This is a genomic window from Hymenobacter sp. (assembly GCF_031398885.1).
Classification (GTDB): Bacteria; Bacteroidota; Bacteroidia; order Cytophagales; family Hymenobacteraceae; genus Hymenobacter.
The window spans coordinates 36,985-55,564 of record NZ_JANNOD010000037.1; the positions used below are offsets into that span (position 1 = coordinate 36,985).

Sequence of the window (18,580 nt, forward strand, 5' to 3'; positions counted from 1 at the left end):
GCCGGAAGTGGATTAATTAGTACCATGCCTGCTTCGACGATATCCCCTCCGCCCCCGCGCTCGCCAATTGCGCCCGCACCCGCTGCAGCCCTGCGCCACGCCTTGCTGGCCGACCGCGCCCGCGCCCTCACCCAGCTCTACCGCCAGGCATTCCCGGCGGTGCGGCAGCACGTGCTTCGCCACGGCGGCACGGACCTGGACGCGCAGGACGTGTTCCAGGATGCGTTGGTGCTGCTGTACGAGCAGGCCGTGGCCGGCACGCTTGTACTGACGGCCGCGCCCGGCGCATACGCGGTGGGCATTGCCCGCAACCTATGGCACCACGAGCAGCGCCGCCGGGCCCGCCTGCCCCAGGACGCGCTGCCCGACGACCCGGACGACTGGGCAGCCGAGCCCGTCGAAGCCGAACCCGGCGCGCCCGCCTTCGCGGTGCTCGACTACGTGGAACAGCTGGGCGCGAAGTGCCGGAACATTCTCCTGGCTTTCTACTACTTCCAGCAGCCGCTGGCCCAAATCGCCGCGGCCCACCGCTACCGCACGGTGCGTTCGGCCACGGTGCAAAAGTTTAAGTGCCTGGAGCGGCTGCGCCAGTCGGTGCGCGCGGCCGTCGGGACCGAAACCGTTGACTACTAAGCCATGCGCCCCGAACTCGAACGCCTGCTCCTGATAGAGCAGCAGCTATTGGGAACCCCGGCCGCGCTCCCCGTTGCCGACTGGCAGCTGCGCCTGCTGCTCGACGGCGAGTTGCACGCGGACGCCGTGGCCCAGCAGCGCCTGTACGCCGGGCTGCGCGCGGCCGGGCGGCAGCAGTTGCGGCGCGAGCTGATGGCCATTCACGTTCGGCTCTACGGCGCGGGGGCGCGGCGCGGGGCCAGTTGGCCGCAGCGCATGGGTGCCTGGCTCCGGGCCCGGTGGGCGCCCGGAGAGTAACCCGGCCCCCGGACCGATTTAACGCGTTTTTGGGCTTCTTTCCGCTTTGCCTCCCGGGCAAGGACGGCCGTGCTGTGCCCCGTTTTTATCCCATTACTTTTTGCAGTTTCTTCATTTTTTCAGCCATGCTCAATCAAGCAGAATTTCGCAAGTTCGCCGTCAACCACCGTGGCCTGAATGGCTCGGGCGTGGACCAATACCTGGCCCACGTAGAGGGCATCGCCCGTCCGTACGTCAACAACATGACCCGCTCGGTCATCGAGGAGCGGCCCCAGAATTTCCGGGAAATCGACGTGTTTTCGCGCCTTATCATGGACCGCATCATCTTCCTGGGCCAGGCCGTCGACGACAACATTGCCAACATCATCACTGCCCAGCTGCTGTTTCTGGAATCGGCCGATGCCAAAAAGGACATCCTGCTCTACATCAACTCGCCGGGGGGCGGGGTGTACGCCGGCCTGGGCATCTACGACACCATGCAGTTCGTGAAACCCGACGTGGCCACGATATGCACCGGCCTGGCCGCCAGTATGGGCGCCTTTTTGCTGGCGGGCGGCGCGTTGGGCAAACGCTCGGCCCTGCCGCACGCCCGCGTGATGATTCACCAGCCCAGCAGCGGGGTGCAGGGCCCCTCGGCCGACATCGAGATTGCCGCCCGCGAAGTCGTCAAGCTGCGCCAGGAGCTGTACGGCATTTACGCCGAGCGCACCGGCAAAACCTACCAGCAAATCCACGACGACTCGGACCGCGACTACTGGATGCGCGCCGACGAGGCCCAGGCGTACGGCCTCATCGACGAGGTGCTGACGCGCCCGGCCAACTAGGGCGCGGCCACCGGCGCCGGGCAGGCCCAGGACAGGGCCTGCCCGGGGGGCGAACCGGGCATCGGCGCTACTTTCCGCCGTGCAATCGGCCGCGTCCGCTCCGCGACGCCGCATTTCTTGGCCAAACCGAAGCGTTGCCCAGTTAGGCCACGGAATTACTGGAAGCCGGCAGAACATTGCCGGGGTCAAGCACGGTATTAGTAGGGCGGAGTAGAATATTGTCGTGCCGGAGTATAAAATTGTCGGCACCGAGTAAGATATTGTCGGCACTGAGTAGGATATTGTCGTGGCCGAGTAAAATATTGTCGGCACCGAGTAGGATATTGTCGGCCCGGAGCAAGGTATTGTCGAGACCGAGCAAGATATTGTCGGCCCGGAGTAGGATATTGTCGGGGCCAGGCACCGTATTTTTGGCTCGGAGCAGAACATTGCCGGGAGGAGATAGAACATCGGCGCACAGCAGCCCCCGTCTGCGCGCCCAACGGCTTGCCGACTGTACATTTCGCCATGCAAGCCACCCACCCGACCAAAACCTCCGTTTTCAGCGCTGCCGTCATCGTGGCCGCGCTGGGCTATTTCGTCGACATCTACGACCTGATTCTATTCAGCATCGTGCGGGTGAAAAGCCTGGCCGATTTGGGCGTGGTCGACAAGGCCGAGGTCACCAACCAGGGCTTATTTCTGATAAATATGCAGATGGGCGGCATGCTGCTCGGCGGCATCCTGTGGGGCATTCTGGGGGATAAGAAGGGGCGGCTGTCGGTGCTGTTTGGCTCCATTCTGCTCTATTCGCTGGCCAACCTGGCCAACGGCCTCGTCACTTCCATCGACCAGTACGCCTGGCTGCGGCTCATTGCCGGCGTGGGCCTGGCCGGCGAGCTGGGGGCGGGCATCACGCTGGTGAGCGAAAGCCTGCCCCCCGAAAAGCGCGGCTACGGCACCATGGTGGTGGCCACCGTGGGCGTGAGCGGCGCCATGCTGGCCTATTGGGTGGGCGAGGAGCTGGGCTGGCGCAACGCCTACTTCGTGGGCGGCGGGCTGGGCCTGGCCCTGCTGCTGCTGCGGGTGAGCGTGTTCGAGTCGGGCATGTTCCGGCAGGTGCAGGCCCAGACGTCGGTATCGCGCGGCAATTTCCTGAGCCTGTTCACCCACCCGGCGCGGCTGGGCAAGTACCTGCGCGTGCTGCTGATTGGGGTGCCGCTGTGGTTCGTGGTGGGCATCTTGGTGACGCTGGCGCCGGAGTTCGGGCGGGCGCTGGGCCTCACGGGCGAGGTCACGGCGGGGCTGGCGGTGTTCTGGTGCTACTTCGGGCTGGTGTTTGGCGACTTTCTCAGCGGGACGCTCAGCCAGCTCTGGCGCAGCCGCAACCGGGCGCTGCAGGTGTTCCTGGTGTTTTGCGCGGCGCTGGTGGCGGTGTACTTGTTTGGCATCCGGGGCGCGTCGCCCACCGCGTTCTACGCCGTGTGCTTTGTGCTGGGCCTGTCGGTGGGGTTCTGGGCGCTGTTTGTGACGGTGGCGGCCGAGCAGTTCGGCACCAACCTGCGGGCCACGGTGGCCACCACGGCGCCCAACTTTGCCCGGGGCGCCGTGGTGGGGCTGGTGCCGGCGTTCAAATACCTGAGCGGGCAGTTGGGCTTCGTGCCGGGCGCAGCGGTGCTGGGCGGGGCCACGCTGCTGGTGGCGTTCTGGGCCGTGAGCACCCTGCCCGAAAGCTACGGCAAGGATCTGGATTACGTGGAAGAATAACCCAAACAGCACTTCCAGCCAACATATGACTACGCAATCCGTTTAAGGAGCAATCATTTGTTGATTTTCGCTCAACCCCCCATGAAAAACCTCCTCTTCGGGGCCGCCTTCGCTGCCGCCCTCACCCTGACCACCGTCGCCGCGGCCCAAGTAACGCCGGCCCCCGCGCCGACCACCACCACTACGACCACCGACCCGGCCGTGACCCTCACCCCCGAGCAGCAAAAACTGCGCGCCGAAGAGGCCAAAGCCGCCTACGACCAGCAAAAGCAGCAAACCAATGCCAGCGAGCAGGCCATCCGCGACAGCAAAGGCCAGCTCAAGGCGCAGGCCAACCAGGAGAACGACCTCAAGAACCAGCTCAAAGAACAGCGCAGCCAGCAGCGCGCCCAGAAAGAGCAGCTCAAGCAACAGCGCGAGGCCGCCAAAGCCGCCAAGACCCAGGAGCGCGCGGCGCGCGACCAAGCCAAAGCCGAAAAGCTGCGGGCCCGGGAAATGGAAAAGAACAAGTAGCCCCCGGCTCGCGTACCCAGAGAAGCTCCGGCCCCGGCCGGAGCTTTTTTTATGAGCCTCCCGGCCCTTTCTTCCGCTCCACCTTCTCAAAAGAATAAGATGCCCCCCAAAAACACTCCCATGCTCTACCCGTGGCACCACTTCGTGCTGCTGCCCCTGGCCCTGGTTATGGCCGGCTACGCCGTGCTGCGCTACACCAAGGTGGCCGGCAACGACGACGAAATAGCCCGGCTCTGGTTCAGCGTGGCCGCGCTGGCCGTTACCGGCCTGGGCGTGCTGGTAATGCTCCGCCAGCATTACGCCCTCCAACTCCAGGACCGCCTCATCCGGCTCGAAGTGCGCCAGCGGTATTTTGAGGTGAGCGGCCAGCGCTTCGCCGCGGTGGAGCAGCAGCTCACGCTCGGCCAAATCATCAGCCTGCGCCTGGCCGGCGACGCCGAGCTGCCGGCCCTGGCCCAGGCCGCGGCCACCGAAAAACTCTCCTCCAAAGCCATCCAGGCCCGCATCACCGATTTTCAGTTCGACGCGCTGCGCGTCTGAGCGGGGGTAGTTGTCAGTTGCTCGTTGTCCGTTGTTAGTTTGTTCTTACCTGATGGCTGGTAGCTTTCTGGCCCCGGGACCCCGACCACGAGCAACCGCCGGCAAGAAACTGACAACTGACAACGAGCAACTGACAACTAATTATGATTCTTTACAACGTGACCACCAGTATCGAGCCCGCCGTGGCCGACGAATGGCTGGACTACATGCGCACCACCCACATGCCGGAGGTGATGGGCACCGGCTTTTTCCTTAAAAGCCAGCTCTGCCGCCTGCTCAACGAGGAAAACGACGGCATCACCTACGCCGCCCAGTACTACTGCCTCAGCCTGGAGCATCTGGAGGAATACCAACTCCTCTGCGCCCCCGCCCTGCGCGCCGACATGGAAGCGCATTTCGCGGGCAAGTACGTCTCGTTCCGCACTACCCTTGAGGTCATGGACTAATCGGTGATGGTTTTTGAACGGCAAACAGCCCGCCGTTACCAAAGCCGCCGGCAAGCTCCCGGCGGCTTTGGCGGCACAAAATCGGCTCCGGTGCCGTTGAAGTAGCCCTGCATGAAAAACATTATCTTCTTCGGCGACAGCCTCACGGCGGGCCACGGGCTGCGGGCCGGCGAAAGTTTTCCGGCCCTGCTTCAGCAGCGCCTCGACCAGCAAAGTCTTCCCTACAAAGCGTTTAATTACGGGGTAAGCGGCGAAACCAGCGCCGGTGGCCGCCAGCGCCTGGCCCCCGTGCTGGCCCGCCATTCCGTCGACGCCTTCGTGCTGGCCTTGGGCGCCAACGACGGTTTGCGCGGCATTCCGGTGCGCGAAACCACGCACAACCTGCAGTTCATCATCGACGCCGTGCGGCGGCAGTACCCGACGGCGCCGCTGGTGCTGGCCGGCCTGGAATTTCCCTTCGACCTCGGCCCGCTAGGCGTGCACCGCCTGGCCCACTACGCCGCCGAGTTCAAGGCCCTGTTCCGCACCCTGGCCGAAAAAAACAGCCTGCCCTTCGTACCGTTTCTGCTGCAGGGCGTGCTGGGCCGCCGCGAGCTGAACCTGCCCGACGGCGTGCACCCCAACGCCGCCGGCCAGCAAATCCTGGCCGAGAACGTGTGGCAGGTGCTCGGCCCTTTGTTAGCTGTTAGCTGCTGGCTGTTAGCTTCTCCTGTTACCGGTTGAAAAGCCAACAGCTAACAGCCAGCAGCTAACAGCCAAACAGGTTGCCTTGTACCGGCTGAGGGATGACGAACGGCGGCGGCACGGCAATGCCGGTAAGGGCGCGCATCCGGTCCAGGAAGTGGGCCGCCAGCACCGGCGCGTGGCGCACATCCTTCTGGTGGATGAAGAAGTAGATTTCGTGCACGCCCTGGGCCACCCAGGCGGCCAGGCGCTCGGCCCAGGCGTCGGCGCGCTGGTAGTCGGTGCTGTGCAGGCCGTGGCCGTTGAAGCGGATGAAGGCCACGGGCGTGGTCAGGCGCAGGGGCAGCACGTCGCGCCGGCCGGCCACGTCGGTTATTACCAGCGTCTTGTTCAGCGCCTCGAAGGTGGCAAACACGGCGTCGGCCAGGGCCTGGTCGGCGAACCAGCGGGGGTGGCGCAGCTCCACGGCCAGCGGCACGGCCACCGGGAAGTCGAGCAGGAACCGCTCCAGCCGCGGCAGGTGCTCGGGGCCGAAGTGCGGCGGCAGTTGCAGAAACGCCCAGCCCAAGTTATCCTCCAGCCCCTCAAACGCCCGGGCCATTGGCACCACCAAGTCGTCGGCCTGAAACAGCTCCCGCTCGTGGCTGATGCTGCGCGGCAGCTTGGGGCAAAACTTGAAGCCCGGCCCCACGGCCTGGCGCCAGCGCCGCACGGTAGTGGCGTCCGGAATGCGGTAGTGCGTGGTGTTCAGCTCGATGCTGTTGAACTGCTGCGCGTAATAGTGCAGGTAGTCGGGCTCCTTGATGCCGGCAGGGAAGTACGTGCCCAGCCATTCCTTGTTGGTCCAGATGGGGCAGCCCACGCGCAGGGCGGCCGCGGCGGGCTGCGCGGGGCGGGCCCGGGCCAGCACGCGGGCCGTTTCGGGGTGGTCGGGCGGCAGCCGGAAGTCCACGTGGCGCAGGTCGGGCAGGCGGCCGAAATCCATGGGGCAAAGGTAGGACGCCGGGTCGGCGGCCCACGCGGCACTTACGAAAAAAGCTCGACATACACAACCCGGTTTCGGAGACAGTTGGCCGGCCGATGCCCAAATTTTACACCCGTCATATAATCTAATTTTTACGCCCACGCAATGTTCGGGGCCCGATTCCGCAAAATATACTTTTAGTTGGCCTAGTGGCTGCTTTGCGACCTTAAGCAGAGATAAATTAAATGCAAGTTTTCTTTCTAAAGGTCAATTTTTGAAGCCGTGCGATAATTGTCAGGTTTTGGATTTGCGGTGCTGGCTGAAAGGAAAACCTATGTTTGTTCCGTTCACCATCGACCAGCCGCATGACATTACTTCGTCCCTTTTCAGTACCTGCCCTCACCAGTTCCTTTGTTTTGCTGCTGCTTTTGCTAAGCGCTCCGGCGCGCGCCACCGCCCGTGGCTCCGCAGAAGACCCAGCCGCCGCCCCCCGCGCCGCCACCACCGTGTTGCGGGGCCGGGCCTCCTGGTATGGCGCGTACTTTCAGGGTCGAAAAACCACCAGCGGCGAGCGGTTCAACCGCTTCCAGTACACCTGCGCCCACAAAACCCTGCCCTTCGGCACCCGCCTGCGGGTCACGAACGTGAAGAACGGCAAGTCGGTGGTGGTGCGCGTGACGGACCGCGGCCCCTTCCGGCGCGAGCGCATCATTGACCTTTCCGAAATCGCGGCCCGGCCGCTGGGCATCACCGAGTGCGGCGCCGCCACCGTGGTGGCCGAAATAGTGGCCGCCAACACCCCCCTGGGCCCGGCCACCACGCCCGAAAACCTGGCCGCCCTCTACGCCGCCGACCCCCACCCCGACGCCGCCTTTACCACCTACTCGGTGCCCGCCGCGGCTAGCCCCGCCGCGCCCACCCCGGCCCCGGCCCTGCTCGCCGCCGCCGGCGCTCCCACCGCGGGGGTGGTTGCCGCTGCCGAAACGACCCATTGCCCCGCCGGCTTCCTCATCCAGGCCGGCTCCTTCATCGACGCCGCCAACGCCCGCGCCGTGCAGGCCCGCATCCAGTCGCTGCTGCCGAACGTGCAGGTGGAAGTTTCCCAGGAGCTGCTCGACGGACGCCAGCGCAGCCGCGTATTCGTGGGCAACTTCGGCGAGCGGCTCGAGGCCGAAGCCGTGCGCCGGCAACTGCGCGTGTGGGGCATCGGCGGGCTGGTGCGCGAAGTGGCCTCGCGCTGACCGTACCCATTTTATTGCCTTTTTCTACCTTTCTGAGCTGTGCGCAATTGCCCCCCAAGCCTGGCTTGGCGGGGCAATTTTGTTGCGGGGCGGGGCCAGAAGCCGGCCGGCGTTTTACATTTAGGGCCGTGGGGCCTTGGCGGCCCGCGCCCCGTTTCGTATGACTGCTTGGATTAAAGCCCTGCTGGCGCTGGCCGTCAGCCTCACCCTGGTCTGGACGCTGAACACCAAGCACGGCGACCTGCCGCCGTTTGGCAAGCTGCTGAGCCCCTACCGCGGGTTCTGGCAGAACGGCGAAGCGGCCGGCAACTTCCCGGCGCAGCAGACCCTGGCGCTGGCCGGCCTGCAACGGCCCGTGACCGTGCGCTACGACGACCACCGCGTGCCGCACGTGTTTGCCCAGAACGACCACGACCTGTACTTCGCCCAGGGTTACCTCACGGCCCGCGACCGGCTCTGGCAGATGGAGTTTCAAACCCACGTGGCCGCCGGCCGGCTGGCCGAAATCGTGGGCCCGGCCCGGCTGGAGACGGACCGGTTTTTCCGGCGCATGGGCCTGCCCTTCGGCGCCGCCAACTCGCTGCGCGTGATGATGGCCAACCCCACCACGCGCGTGGTGCTGGAGTCGTACTCGGCCGGCGTGAATGCCTACATTGGCCAGCTCACGCCGGCCACCCTGCCCTTCGAGTACAAGCTGCTCGACTACCGCCCCGAGCCCTGGCAGCCGCTCAAATGCGCCCTGCTGCTCAAGTTCATGGCCTGGGACCTGAGCGGCCGCACCGACGACCTGCGCCTGAGCAACATCCTGCGCAAGTACGGCCCCGCCGTGACCAAGGACCTGTTCCCGGACTACCCCACCCGCGAGGACCCCATCGTGCCCGCGGGCACGCCGCTGGACTTTCAGCCGCTGGCGGTGCCGGCCGCGCCCAAATCTTTCGAAGCCGCCTACGCGGCCCACCAGCTCCGGGCCGAGCCCGACGCCGAGCTGGGCTCCAACAACTTCGCGGTGAGCGGCGCCAAGTCGGCCTCGGGCTTCCCGCTGCTGGCCAACGACCCGCACCTGACGCTCAACCTGCCCAGCATCTGGTACCAGATTCAGCTGCACGCGCCGGGCGTGAACGTGTACGGCGTCACCATTCCCGGCTCGCCGCTGGTCATCATCGGCTTTAACGAAAACGTGGCCTGGGGCGTGACCAACGTGAACGCCGACGTGCTCGACTTCTACCAGCTCAAGTTCCGGGACGGCACGCGCCGCGAGTACTGGCACGCCGGCCGCTGGAAGCCCGTGCGCCGCGTGGTGGAGCGCCTCAAAGTGCGCGGCCAGCCCGACCGGCTCGACACCGTGCTCTACTCCCACCACGGCCCGGTGGTGTACGACAAAGCGGAAAAGCCCTTCCTGTCCCAGACGCCCATTGCCCACGCCATGCGCTGGACGGCCCACGACGGGGCCAACGAGGTGCTGGCTTTCTACCAGCTCAACCGGGCCCGCGCCTACCCCGACTACACGGCCGCGCTGGCCAGCTACGGCTCCCCGGCCCAGAACTTCATTTTTGCCGATAACGCCCAGGACATTGCCATCTGGCCCAACGGCCGCTTCCCGCTGAAGTGGCGCGACCAGGGCAAGTTCATCCTCGACGGCACCGACCCGGCCTACGACTGGCAGGGCTGGATTCCGGCGGCTCACAACCCCCACGTAAAGAACCCGGCCCGGGGCTTCGTGTCGTCGGCCAACCAGTTTTCGACCGGCCCCGACTACCCGTACTACCTCCACTGGAATTTCGCTAATTACGAGCGCGGCCACCGCATCAATCAGCGCCTGGCGGCCATGGCCCGGGTCACGCCCGACAGCCTGCGCCGCCTGCAGAACGACGTGCTCGACCTCAACGCCCAGCTCATGCTGCCCCGGCTGCTGGCCCTGGTAGCGGAGCCGGCCCCGGGCGCCGCCCCGCCCGCCGCCGGCTCGCCCGAAGGCCGGGTGCTGGCCGAAATGCGCCGCTGGCGCTACCAGTACACCGCCGACGCCATCGGCCCCAGCGTGTTCAACCTGTGGTACAACGACTTGACCAAGCGCCTCTGGGACGACGACTTCGGCCCCCAAGCCACCGGCCTGGAAATGCGCCCCCCCGCCCGTGACCGCACCAACAACCTGCTGCTCAACGAGCCCAACTCGCCCTGGATTGACGACCGCCGCACGCCGGCCAAGGAAACCCTGCCCCAACTCGCCCGTCAAAGCCTGCGCTTTGCCGTCGACTCGCTCTCCCGCAAATTTGGCCCGCTCTCGCCCAAGTGGCGCTGGGCCAACCAGAAGGGCACCGACATCCTGCACCTGCTCCAGCTCCCCGGCTTTGGCCAACTGGACGTGGACTGCGGCGGCGGCGCGGGCATTGTGAACGCCACCACCGAGCGCAACGGCCCCTCCTGGCGCATGGTGGTGGCCCTGGGCCCGCGGGTGCGGGCCTACGGCGTGTACCCCGGCGGCCAGAGCGGCAACCCCGGCTCGCCCTACTATAATGAGCTACTGGAAACCTGGCGCACCGGGCAACTGCACGAGCTGGTATTCCTGCGCTCGGCAACGGAGACCAACGCGCGGGTGGGCACCGTCTGGACGCTACAGGGAAAATAACGACTGCCAGGTATGGGGTATGCCCATTGGCATCACGTCACTGGCACAACACTTTTGGAGCATCACCCCCGGCTTGGGAGTTGTTGCTACCCAGCCCGCCTTTGCCCAGGCCAACACGCCCAGTGCGCCCCTGGAACAAGCGAAGGGCCCGGTGTACACCCGTGTGGAACAGATGCCCCAACTACCCGGCGGCGGGGACAAAGCCATTGTCAGCGCCATTCAGAACAGGGTGATTTATCCCCCGGAAGCTCTTAAAATCGAACTTGAGGGACGTGTGTTTGTTGCTTTCCCCATCAACCCCAACGGGGCGGTGAGCGATGCCAGGATTGTCGAGGGCATCGGCATGAGGTGTGACGAAGCGGTGCTTGCTGCGGTGCGGCAACTGCCGCAATTCGTGCCCGGTATGCAATCGGGAAAACCGGTAGCCGTAACCTACACTGCACCGATTACTTTCTCCGTTTCCAATTCATGGTCAACTCGTTAGCTTCCCGCGCTAGCACGACAACCACTCCCCGCAAATAACAGCATTGGGGCTCGTCGGTAGGGGGCAGCACCCATCAAAAAAAGCGACCTCCGGGCAGGAGGCCGCTTTTTGTTTTTGTGGGGTGGCGCTTGCTTTAGCGTTTGCCCCCGATTTTCGGCCGGTCTGAGCGGCTCACGTCGTGGGCTTCGCCTTCGTGGTCATCGTCGGTGGCGCGGCTGATGAGCACCACGGCCACGGCGGCCAGCGCGGCAATGCCGACCACCATTTGGGTGGGGGTGAACCGTTGGGCCGCTTTGCGCAGGAGCACGCCGCCGTGCTTGAGCAGGTCATCCATGTGCTCGGTTTTGCCTTGAAACACGTGGTAGGCGCTTTCAAACGCGCGGGCGAGGTCTTCGGGCAGAATTTTTTCGAGCTGCTGTTCGATTTTCGCTTCCATAAAGCTGGTACTGGGGGGAGAGGGTGAAAGGAAAAGAGGCCGCGGCCTCAGCCCACCCATACGCAAAAGGTCGGTACCGGGCTGCCTTTTTTCCACCAAATCCGAAATAATCCGGCCACCGTCCCGGCCGACCCCACCCGGGTCGCGCCGGGCCGATGGCCGGACTGTTTTACGCGGTGCGCGCTTGTTTATTCAATGGCCACGATGCGCGAGCCACTGCGTTGCGCCTCGCGCACCTGGCAGTAGTAGGCGCCGGGGGCCAGGCCGCTCAGGTCCACGGCCAGCTGCTGCGGGCCGCGGGGCAGCACGCGGTCCACGGCGCGGCGCACTTCGCGCCCCACGGCGTCGAGCACCACCACTTGCACGTGGCCGCCGGCGCTCTCGTAGGCCACGGTGGTGCGGCCGCCGCGCGCCACCGGGTTGGGGTACACCGTGAAGTCGGCCGATTCGGCCGCGGCGCTCGTGGCCGTAACCGTGCCCTGCCGCAGCACCGGCACGTAGGGGAATTGGCGCCCGAACAGGCTATTGAGCGTGGTCTGCGGCACCTGAAACCAGTCCTTCAAAATGCTGGTGTACACGCTGCGGAAGTCAATCTGCATGGCCACGTTGTCATTCGTCCCGGCGTTGGCGGGCAGCGTGGGGTTGTTGCCGTGGATGGTGGGGTTTGCCTGGCTGCCAAACACCAGCAGCGGGGCCGCCGCGCCGTGGTCGGTGCCCTTGCCCGAGTTGGCTTTCACTCGGCGCCCAAATTCCGAAAAGGTCATGCCCACCACCCGGTCCTGCACGTTCAGGCGGCGCAAGTCGTCCTGGAAGGCCGCGATGGCCCCCGAGATTTTGCCCAGCAGCGTGGCGTGGTTGCCGGTGGTGGTGCTCGTGGCCGACACCTGGTTCACGTGCGTGTCGAAGCCGCCAAGGTTGCAGACGTAAATGCGCGTTTGCAAGCCGCCGGCCACGAGCTGCGCCACAATCTTGAGCTGGTCGGCCAGCGAGTTCTGGCCCGCCGTCGGGTACAGCGGCGAGAGGTTCTGGGCCCGGCCGGCGGCGGTCTGAATGGCCGTGATGTAGACCTGCGTTTGCTGCACCACGCGCCGGATGAAGGTCAGCTCGTGGCCCGCCGGCGTGTTGGGGGCCGCGTCCACGCCGCCGCTTAGCAGCTGGTAGAACGAGCTGGTGCTGGCAATGGCCATGCCCATGTTCACGGTGGGGCCCTGCACGCAGTTGCTCACCACCGAGCCGATGCTGATGGCCAGCGGGTCGGGCGCTTGGGCGCTCGGGTAATCGGTCGGGAAATTGGCGAATTCGCCGTCGAGGTAGCGGCCCGCCCAGCCCGTGGTGAGCGTCACGTTGGAGTCGGAGCCCGACGTCCAGATGTCCGTGGACCGGAAGTGCGAGCCGTTGGCATTGGGGTAGCCCACGCTTTGCACCACCCCGATTTTGCCGTCGTCGTAGAGGTTTTTGATGCCCGCCATTGCCGGGTGAATGCCCGTGGCGGGCCGCAGGGGCAGCACCTGATTTTCCGGAATGGCAATCCCGGCGCGGGCCGCCATAATGGCCGCGTACTGGTCGGTCGGGATAATCATGTTCAACCCGTCGTTGCCGCCGTTCAGCTGAATGAGCACCAACACTTTGTCGGTTTGGGTGGCACCGCCGGTCAGCTCAAAAAGCTCCGGCGAAAACCCGTACGCCCCGATGGGCAAGGCGCCCAGCAGCGTGGGCAGCACCGTGGCCGTGGCCGTGGTTTGGAGAAAATGTCTGCGTTTCATTGGTAAGGCTCTTTGATAGTTGGGGTCGTTAAGACTTGATTCCGTGAGGTTTGAGGCGAACAAAGCGGGCGGGCTACCGATAGCCGGCAGCCCGGTCCCGCAGTCCCCAACTAAGACAAATGATACTCGGCCAGGCCCATAATTTGGCGCACCAGCGCGCGGAGCTTGTCCTCCACGTCCTTGCGCTTCATGGCGTTGGTGGGGGCCGCCAAGAACTCCTGCCACTCTTCCGTCCACTCGAAGTCGGGCAGGCCCGGCAGCAGCGTGTCGTTGAGGAAGGCCAACTGCGTGGGCGTGAGCGGAATGGGCAGCAGCAGCTTGGTCAGCTCGGCAATCAGCAGGGTGCAGTCCAGCGCCGTGGCGGCCGGCAGGGTTTGCACCCAGGCCACGGCGTCAATCTTGATGTTGAAGTTGCCGCCGGTGTAGTAGCGCGTGTAACCGCCCGAGCTAATGAGCTGGTCAGTAAATTGATTACGCCGGGGCATGGTCACGGCGTTAATCCACATTTCGTAGTACTGCGGCGTTTGCCAGTAGGCGGGCCAGCCGGCCACGTTGGGCGGCTCGCCGAGGTTCTGCTGCATAACCGCGGCGCGGTCCACCAGCCAGTCCCAGATGCCGTACTGCGCCAGCACGTTGGTAGCCGGCGGGAACGTGATGGGTAGCTGCCGGGCCGTGCTCACCACCGTCTCGATGGGGCTTTTGATAACGCAGCCGACGTTGAGCACGTCAAAGAAATGTTCGCTGCCCAGCAACGTGCTCAGCACGGGTTTCAAGTTGTAGCCGTTCTGCTTGAGTTGGGTGGCCAGCGGCTGGATGATGTTCGTCTCGGTGGTGGCGTCGATGACGTAGTACACGAACCACCGGTAGAGCTTGCGAACCAGGAAAACGGCCGTCTCGTTTTCGTTAAAAATCATGTCCACCAGGGCCTTGTACTCTTGGTCGCCCTGGTTGGCAATCGTCTGGTTGGCAAAGGCGCTGCTGAACTGCTTGGTGGTCGTGTCGTGGCGAGTAGCCGTGTAGAAGCTGTTGTTGTTGGCTTGCGAGTCCTGCCAGCCGGTGAGCACCTTGGCCGCCGCCTGCACGTCGGCCTCGGTGTAGGTGGTGTAGTTGCCGGCCCCGACGAGCGGACCCTTGCCCACGGTAAACAGCTCCAGCAGCTCGCGGCCGTAGTTCTCGTTGGGGGCGCCGACGCGGTTTTGGTTGCCGTTGAGGTAGCGCAGCATGGCTGGCTCCACCGTGATGTCTTTGGCCAGCTGCTTGATGTTGCCCAGCGCGTGCTGGCGCAGCAAGTCCAGGTAGCTGTAGCTGTAGCGGCCGTCGAAAATGTCGTCGAACTCGACCACAAAGTGGTTGTGCCAGAACAGGGTCATCTTCTCTACCAGCGTGGTGCTTTGCATCAGCTGGCCCATCCACCAGGCGCGCAGGCTCCGCGCCCGCCAGTATTCGGCGTTGTTGTCGAAAGGGGCCGTCACCCAGGTCTGGCCCACGGGCACGCTCGTGTCGTTGGTAAAGCCGTTAACCGGCGGCGTCGGTGCCGCCGATACCGTCAGCAAACTGGTCAACACCCCCCCCAGGGTCCGGCCCGCGGCAGCGTTGATTTCGGCGCGCGTAGGGCCAAACGTGGCGCGCCGCAGCAAGTGCGCGGCCTGCGCGTAGCCCCAGGGCCCGGTGTAGGGCGCCAGCGTGGAGGTGGTGCGAGCCAGGCCGGTGGGCAGGGTCTTATTGGCGAACCGGCTCACGGTTTCCGGTGGGTCCTGGCCCTCCGCGACGGGGGCAGTAGCTGGCCCAACCGGCTGCCCGGCTACGGCGGCAGCAGGAGCACGGAGTACGGTCGCGTTTCGTTGGAGAAAATGTCTACGATTCATAAACAGGCGCGAAAAAGGTTGTGAAATGCTTTCAAAAACAACAAGTAAGGGGCCGGTTGCACCCTTCATTCTCAAAGATTTAGCAAAAGAAAGACCGTCGACGTCTTCCCGGGTTTAATCTTAACATTTGCTTTTTTCAGCCGGCAGTTTGGTCTTTGGCCGGCGGCGGCAACCCGTCCGGCTCCAAGAGCCGGCACCGCTACTCCCTACTGTGTGATGGTGCTTACTCCGCTTTGGCCGTAGCCTGTTCGGCAATTCGCACGCGGCCCGCGGCGTAAAAGTTGCGGCGGTAGTAGTCCTGACGCAACGAGCTGACCATCACGCCCCCGTTGCAGGCCGAATGGGCAAACTTGCCGTCCTTCAGGTAAATGCCCACGTGGTAAATCGGGCCCCGGCCCCGGCGGAAGAACACCAGGTCGCCGGTTTGCATGTTGCTTTTGGCCACGTGCTTGGTGGTCGTGAACATGGAGCGCGACGAGCGCTGCAGCGTGACGCCGTACACCTCGCGGAACACCCGCGTCACGAAGCCCGAGCAGTCGGTGCCGCGGCGCGAGTTGTTGCCGTAGCGGTAGGGCGTGCCAATCCAGTCGGTCACGGAGCGCAGCAGGTCCTTGTTCTCGTTGAAAGCCAGGTGCAGGCCCAGGGTTTGGGCGTAGTAGTGGTAGGTGAGCGAGTCGCGGGCGGCGGCTAGCTCGGCGGCCGTGGGGGCCACTGGCTTTGCGCCCGGCGTGTCGGACCGTTTGGCAGCGGGCATATTCGTCGAAGTAGCCGGAAACAACGATGCTTCGGCCACGGCCGGCGCCGGGGTGGCGCGAACCGTAGCCGAAGCATCGGCGGGGCGTTCGAAGAAGAATGACAGGGCCAGCGAGGCAGCGGCGAGGCAATACAGCAGGTGATTTTTCATTGTCCGTCGTTAAGGGTCGTGGGGGCAAAATCCGAATTCCTGGGTGGAGAGGAAAAGCCGGGGCAGTAGCTTTCTTAGGCGATAGGCAAGGCTGGAAGCAGCCGAGATGAGTGATGAATTAAAAGGATTAGCCCCGGACATTCCCGCCACTGCGAGAATTGGAGGCTGGGTAAATCTAAGGCAAACTTTTGGGAAGTCCGGCATTTGCACTTGGAAAAATTCAAATATTCTTTATTTAAGACAATGCAATGCCTTAAAAATTATTATTGCCCTTGCAACCACCGACGGATTTAATCCGTGGTTGCATCAACAGATTTCGCTGTACCTTCCCCTTATGCAACCCCTTCGCACCTGGACTCGCTCGCCCCTGGCCCGCATTGCCCGCGTGGTGCTGGGCAGCCCGCGCGTGGCCATGGTCGTCGGCCAGACGGTGCACCTAAGCGGCGCCACCCGCGCGCAGTTCCTGGCCGACGCCGAGTGGGTGGCCCACGAGCAGGTACACCTGCGCCAGTACCGGGAACACGGCCTTCTCTCCTTCCTGTGGAAGTACCTTGTCGAGTCGGCCCGCGTGGGCTACTACCACAACCGGTACGAAGTCGAAGCCCGCGAGGAGGCCCGCCGCGTGGTGCTGGCCAACCCCACCCACGTGCTGGTGCCCTTGCCGCGCCACGCGCGGCCGTAAGCTTTTTCGCAGTGTTGCAAAGCGCAAAAAAGCCCGCCTGCTGTAGCAGCAAGCGGGCTTTTTTGACGCAACGATGAAAAAGGGCTTATTCCTTCTCCGCGAACATCTTGCGCATGCCGGCGGCCACCAAGTTGTCGGGGGTGATGTTGCTGAGCATGGCCTGCACTTTGTTGGTGATGCCCGAGATGACGCGCATTTCGCCGTTCATCAACGCTTCGTAACCGTCCTTGGCCACGTCTTTGGGGTCGGCCAGCGGGCCGTGGGCCGCGTTGGTGCTTTCGGCGCCGGCCCGCTCGAAGAAGTCGGTATCGGTGGCGCCAGGGCAGAGGGTGGTCACCGTCACGCCGCTGTCCTTGAGCTCGTTGGCCAGCGCTTCGGAGAAGCTGAGCACGAAGGATTTGGTGGCCGAGTACACGGCCATTTGCGGCGAAGGCGTGTAGGCCGCCGTGGAGCCGAGCTGCAGAATGCGGCCTTTGCCCCGGCTTTTCATGTCGCGGCCAAACAGGCACGTCAATTCGACCAGCGCCAGAATGTTGGTGTGAATAACGGCGGAATTACGCGCAATGCTCGATTCGAGAAACATGCCGTATTCCCCAAACCCGGCGTCGTTGACCAAGATGTCGACCTGCAGGTTCTGGCCTTGCACGGCATTGTATACGGCCCGGGCGGCGCCCATCTGGGCCAGGTCCTGGGTGATGAGCGCGACGGTGACGCCGTGCGCCGTGCGCAGGTGATCGGCGAAGTGGGCCAGGCCGTCGGGGTTCTGGTCCACCAGAATCAACTGGTACTGGTCCTTGGCAAGCAAGTGGGCCAGTTCCTGGCCGATGCCAGCGGCGGCCCCCGTAACGAGGGCCACGGAGAGGTTAGGGTCTTTGGGCGTGACGGAAAGATGAAAAAGTGGAAAGTAGTGCCATTGAGTACCCGCATTCTCGCGGCAGGGTTGCCGGTGAGGTTGAAAAATAAAGCAGGCTTAGTGCAACTTCCCACCAGTCGATTACGAATAGACCCTACGCTCCAGTGTTTCGGCAAAGAGCCCCACGTTTCTTTCCACCTTTCCTTTCGTCTCATTACTATGGATAACCAGCAAGACCAGTTCGGCACGCCGAACCCGACCAATTCCGGCCGCGCTTCCCAGGCCCCAACCTCCACGCCGGGCAGCACCGGCGCCTCGCGCAAGCCCGCGGCCAGCGCTCGGAGCGCGAGCGCCACGGAAGGCTTCGGCGTTTCGGGCCACGATACCACCCACCCCGGCAGCCGTCAGGGCGAAGGCCAGCAGACCAACGGCTCAGAAGGCACGCTGCTCGATACAGCCCTGCAAAACGGCAAGAAATGGATTGAGGATTCGGGCGTGCTCAACAACGCGAACCAGCTGCCCCAGAGCCTAAAAGACCTCGGCAACCGCGCCGTGGCCCGCGTGGGCGAGCTCACCACCACCCAAAAAGTGGTGGGCGGCGCCCTGCTGGTCGTCGGCCTCGGCTGGCTGGCCACCCGCAAAGGCAAGCCGTCGAGCAGCAGCTACAACTACGGCAAGCAGCGCGACGCGGGCAGCTACGGGCGCCGCGGCTACGGCTACCAGGCCCCCGATGCTTCCACCGGCCGCAAGTCGGCGTCTGGGACGGCTGGTCGCTCCGACAGTGGTTCGCCTTATGGCAACAGCAGCGGCCGCTACGCCAACGGCGGCATTTTCAGCGGCGGCGCCACCGCCAATGAAGACACGGGCGCCAGCACCGGCCTTCACTCCGGCGGCGGTTCGGGCTTCGGAGCCTCGGCCAAAACCGACCCCAGCGTGCGGCCTTCGGAAGGCGGCTACCGCCCGAAGAACGACGACTCCCGCAGCATTGAGTAAGCCAACGGAACGGCTCACCGGTAAATCAGAAGGGCCCCCGCTTCAAATTGAAGCGGGGGCCCTTCTGGTTATTCACTACCGGGCACGGC

19 protein-coding genes are annotated in these 18,580 nt (G+C 64.5%); 13 read left to right on the top strand and 6 right to left on the bottom strand.

Annotation, left to right across the window (positions count from 1 at the left end; genetic code table 11):
- Positions 1 to 24 precede the first annotated feature (24 nt).
- The 8 genes from RMO51_RS06335 (at position 25) to RMO51_RS06370 (ending at position 5,722) form a co-directional block, all read left to right on the top strand.
- Positions 25 to 633: a sigma-70 family RNA polymerase sigma factor gene (locus RMO51_RS06335; protein ID WP_310393040.1), complete on the top strand. Its 609-nt coding sequence runs from the start codon at positions 25 to 27 to the stop codon at positions 631 to 633.
- Between the two features lie 3 nt (positions 634 to 636).
- Positions 637 to 930 carry a hypothetical protein gene (locus RMO51_RS06340; protein WP_310393042.1) on the top strand — a complete coding sequence of 98 codons (294 nt, stop codon included), beginning with the start codon at positions 637 to 639 and terminating at the stop codon, positions 928 to 930.
- A 125-nt stretch (positions 931 to 1,055) separates the two neighbouring features.
- On the top strand, positions 1,056 to 1,754 hold the full coding sequence (locus tag RMO51_RS06345; RefSeq protein WP_310393044.1) for an ATP-dependent Clp protease proteolytic subunit: 699 nt from the start codon (positions 1,056 to 1,058) through the stop codon (positions 1,752 to 1,754).
- A gap of 507 nt (positions 1,755 to 2,261) precedes the next feature.
- Complete coding sequence (locus tag RMO51_RS06350) at positions 2,262 to 3,500, top strand: MFS transporter (protein ID WP_310393045.1); 1,239 nt, start codon at positions 2,262 to 2,264, stop codon at positions 3,498 to 3,500.
- 81 nt (positions 3,501 to 3,581) lie between these two features.
- Positions 3,582 to 4,013 (top strand): hypothetical protein, encoded by a 432-nt coding sequence (locus tag RMO51_RS06355; protein WP_310393047.1) that lies wholly within the window; start codon positions 3,582 to 3,584, stop codon positions 4,011 to 4,013.
- 99 nt (positions 4,014 to 4,112) lie between these two features.
- Positions 4,113 to 4,553: a DUF6526 family protein gene (locus tag RMO51_RS06360; protein WP_310393048.1), complete on the top strand. Its 441-nt coding sequence runs from the start codon at positions 4,113 to 4,115 to the stop codon at positions 4,551 to 4,553.
- A gap of 143 nt (positions 4,554 to 4,696) precedes the next feature.
- Positions 4,697 to 4,999 (top strand): DUF4286 family protein, encoded by a 303-nt coding sequence (locus RMO51_RS06365; protein WP_310393050.1) that lies wholly within the window; start codon positions 4,697 to 4,699, stop codon positions 4,997 to 4,999.
- A gap of 111 nt (positions 5,000 to 5,110) precedes the next feature.
- On the top strand, positions 5,111 to 5,722 hold the full coding sequence (locus tag RMO51_RS06370; protein ID WP_310393052.1) for an arylesterase: 612 nt from the start codon (positions 5,111 to 5,113) through the stop codon (positions 5,720 to 5,722).
- Between the two features lie 25 nt (positions 5,723 to 5,747).
- Here RMO51_RS06370 and RMO51_RS06375 read toward each other — a convergent pair whose 3' ends face one another.
- Positions 5,748 to 6,668 (bottom strand): DUF72 domain-containing protein, encoded by a 921-nt coding sequence (locus RMO51_RS06375; protein ID WP_310393053.1) that lies wholly within the window; start codon positions 6,666 to 6,668, stop codon positions 5,748 to 5,750.
- Between the two features lie 395 nt (positions 6,669 to 7,063).
- Here RMO51_RS06375 and RMO51_RS06380 point away from each other — a divergent pair, with 395 nt between their 5' ends.
- The 3 genes from RMO51_RS06380 (at position 7,064) to RMO51_RS06390 (ending at position 10,995) form a co-directional block, all read left to right on the top strand.
- Entirely contained in the window at positions 7,064 to 7,888 is an 825-nt protein-coding gene (locus RMO51_RS06380; protein ID WP_310393055.1) for a septal ring lytic transglycosylase RlpA family protein, read from the top strand.
- 160 nt (positions 7,889 to 8,048) lie between these two features.
- A complete protein-coding gene (locus RMO51_RS06385) occupies positions 8,049 to 10,511 on the top strand; it encodes a penicillin acylase family protein (protein WP_310393056.1) in 2,463 nt (820 codons plus the stop codon).
- Positions 10,512 to 10,530: 19 nt separating this feature from the next.
- Positions 10,531 to 10,995: an energy transducer TonB gene (locus tag RMO51_RS06390; RefSeq protein ID WP_310393058.1), complete on the top strand. Its 465-nt coding sequence runs from the start codon at positions 10,531 to 10,533 to the stop codon at positions 10,993 to 10,995.
- Positions 10,996 to 11,128: 133 nt separating this feature from the next.
- On the opposite strand, the gene RMO51_RS06395 is transcribed toward RMO51_RS06390, so the two are convergent.
- From RMO51_RS06395 to RMO51_RS06410, 4 genes are all read right to left on the bottom strand, one after another.
- On the bottom strand, positions 11,129 to 11,431 hold the full coding sequence (locus RMO51_RS06395) for a hypothetical protein (RefSeq protein WP_310393059.1): 303 nt from the start codon (positions 11,429 to 11,431) through the stop codon (positions 11,129 to 11,131).
- Between the two features lie 188 nt (positions 11,432 to 11,619).
- Positions 11,620 to 13,194 carry a DUF1501 domain-containing protein gene (locus RMO51_RS06400; protein WP_310393062.1) on the bottom strand — a complete coding sequence of 525 codons (1,575 nt, stop codon included), beginning with the start codon at positions 13,192 to 13,194 and terminating at the stop codon, positions 11,620 to 11,622.
- A gap of 110 nt (positions 13,195 to 13,304) precedes the next feature.
- Positions 13,305 to 14,933, bottom strand: coding sequence for a DUF1800 domain-containing protein (locus tag RMO51_RS06405; protein ID WP_310393064.1), 1,629 nt, complete (start codon positions 14,931 to 14,933; stop codon positions 13,305 to 13,307).
- Between the two features lie 349 nt (positions 14,934 to 15,282).
- Entirely contained in the window at positions 15,283 to 15,963 is a 681-nt protein-coding gene (locus RMO51_RS06410; protein WP_310393066.1) for an NlpC/P60 family protein, read from the bottom strand.
- 334 nt (positions 15,964 to 16,297) lie between these two features.
- Between RMO51_RS06410 and RMO51_RS06415 the strand changes: the two genes are divergently transcribed.
- A complete protein-coding gene (locus RMO51_RS06415) occupies positions 16,298 to 16,645 on the top strand; it encodes a hypothetical protein (RefSeq protein WP_310393068.1) in 348 nt (115 codons plus the stop codon).
- Positions 16,646 to 16,730: 85 nt separating this feature from the next.
- Here RMO51_RS06415 and RMO51_RS06420 read toward each other — a convergent pair whose 3' ends face one another.
- On the bottom strand, positions 16,731 to 17,501 hold the full coding sequence (locus RMO51_RS06420) for an SDR family oxidoreductase (protein WP_310393070.1): 771 nt from the start codon (positions 17,499 to 17,501) through the stop codon (positions 16,731 to 16,733).
- A gap of 216 nt (positions 17,502 to 17,717) precedes the next feature.
- Here RMO51_RS06420 and RMO51_RS06425 point away from each other — a divergent pair, with 216 nt between their 5' ends.
- On the top strand, positions 17,718 to 18,491 hold the full coding sequence (locus RMO51_RS06425) for a hypothetical protein (protein WP_310393072.1): 774 nt from the start codon (positions 17,718 to 17,720) through the stop codon (positions 18,489 to 18,491).
- Positions 18,492 to 18,580 lie beyond the last annotated feature (89 nt).

Bases quoted from the DNA above. Each gene is read 5' to 3' on its own strand.
- RMO51_RS06335 (WP_310393040.1), top strand. From the start codon at position 25: ATGCCTGCTTCGACGATATCCCCTCCGCCCCCGCGCTCGCCAATTGCG.
- RMO51_RS06340 (WP_310393042.1), top strand. From the start codon at position 637: ATGCGCCCCGAACTCGAACGCCTGCTCCTGATAGAGCAGCAGCTATTG.
- RMO51_RS06345 (WP_310393044.1), top strand. From the start codon at position 1,056: ATGCTCAATCAAGCAGAATTTCGCAAGTTCGCCGTCAACCACCGTGGC.
- RMO51_RS06350 (WP_310393045.1), top strand. From the start codon at position 2,262: ATGCAAGCCACCCACCCGACCAAAACCTCCGTTTTCAGCGCTGCCGTC.
- RMO51_RS06355 (WP_310393047.1), top strand. From the start codon at position 3,582: ATGAAAAACCTCCTCTTCGGGGCCGCCTTCGCTGCCGCCCTCACCCTG.
- RMO51_RS06360 (WP_310393048.1), top strand. From the start codon at position 4,113: ATGCCCCCCAAAAACACTCCCATGCTCTACCCGTGGCACCACTTCGTG.
- RMO51_RS06365 (WP_310393050.1), top strand. From the start codon at position 4,697: ATGATTCTTTACAACGTGACCACCAGTATCGAGCCCGCCGTGGCCGAC.
- RMO51_RS06370 (WP_310393052.1), top strand. From the start codon at position 5,111: ATGAAAAACATTATCTTCTTCGGCGACAGCCTCACGGCGGGCCACGGG.
- RMO51_RS06375 (WP_310393053.1), bottom strand. From the start codon at position 6,668: ATGGATTTCGGCCGCCTGCCCGACCTGCGCCACGTGGACTTCCGGCTG.
- RMO51_RS06385 (WP_310393056.1), top strand. From the start codon at position 8,049: ATGACTGCTTGGATTAAAGCCCTGCTGGCGCTGGCCGTCAGCCTCACC.
- RMO51_RS06390 (WP_310393058.1), top strand. From the start codon at position 10,531: ATGCCCATTGGCATCACGTCACTGGCACAACACTTTTGGAGCATCACC.
- RMO51_RS06395 (WP_310393059.1), bottom strand. From the start codon at position 11,431: ATGGAAGCGAAAATCGAACAGCAGCTCGAAAAAATTCTGCCCGAAGAC.
- RMO51_RS06400 (WP_310393062.1), bottom strand. From the start codon at position 13,194: ATGAAACGCAGACATTTTCTCCAAACCACGGCCACGGCCACGGTGCTG.
- RMO51_RS06410 (WP_310393066.1), bottom strand. From the start codon at position 15,963: ATGAAAAATCACCTGCTGTATTGCCTCGCCGCTGCCTCGCTGGCCCTG.
- RMO51_RS06415 (WP_310393068.1), top strand. From the start codon at position 16,298: ATGCAACCCCTTCGCACCTGGACTCGCTCGCCCCTGGCCCGCATTGCC.
- RMO51_RS06425 (WP_310393072.1), top strand. From the start codon at position 17,718: ATGGATAACCAGCAAGACCAGTTCGGCACGCCGAACCCGACCAATTCC.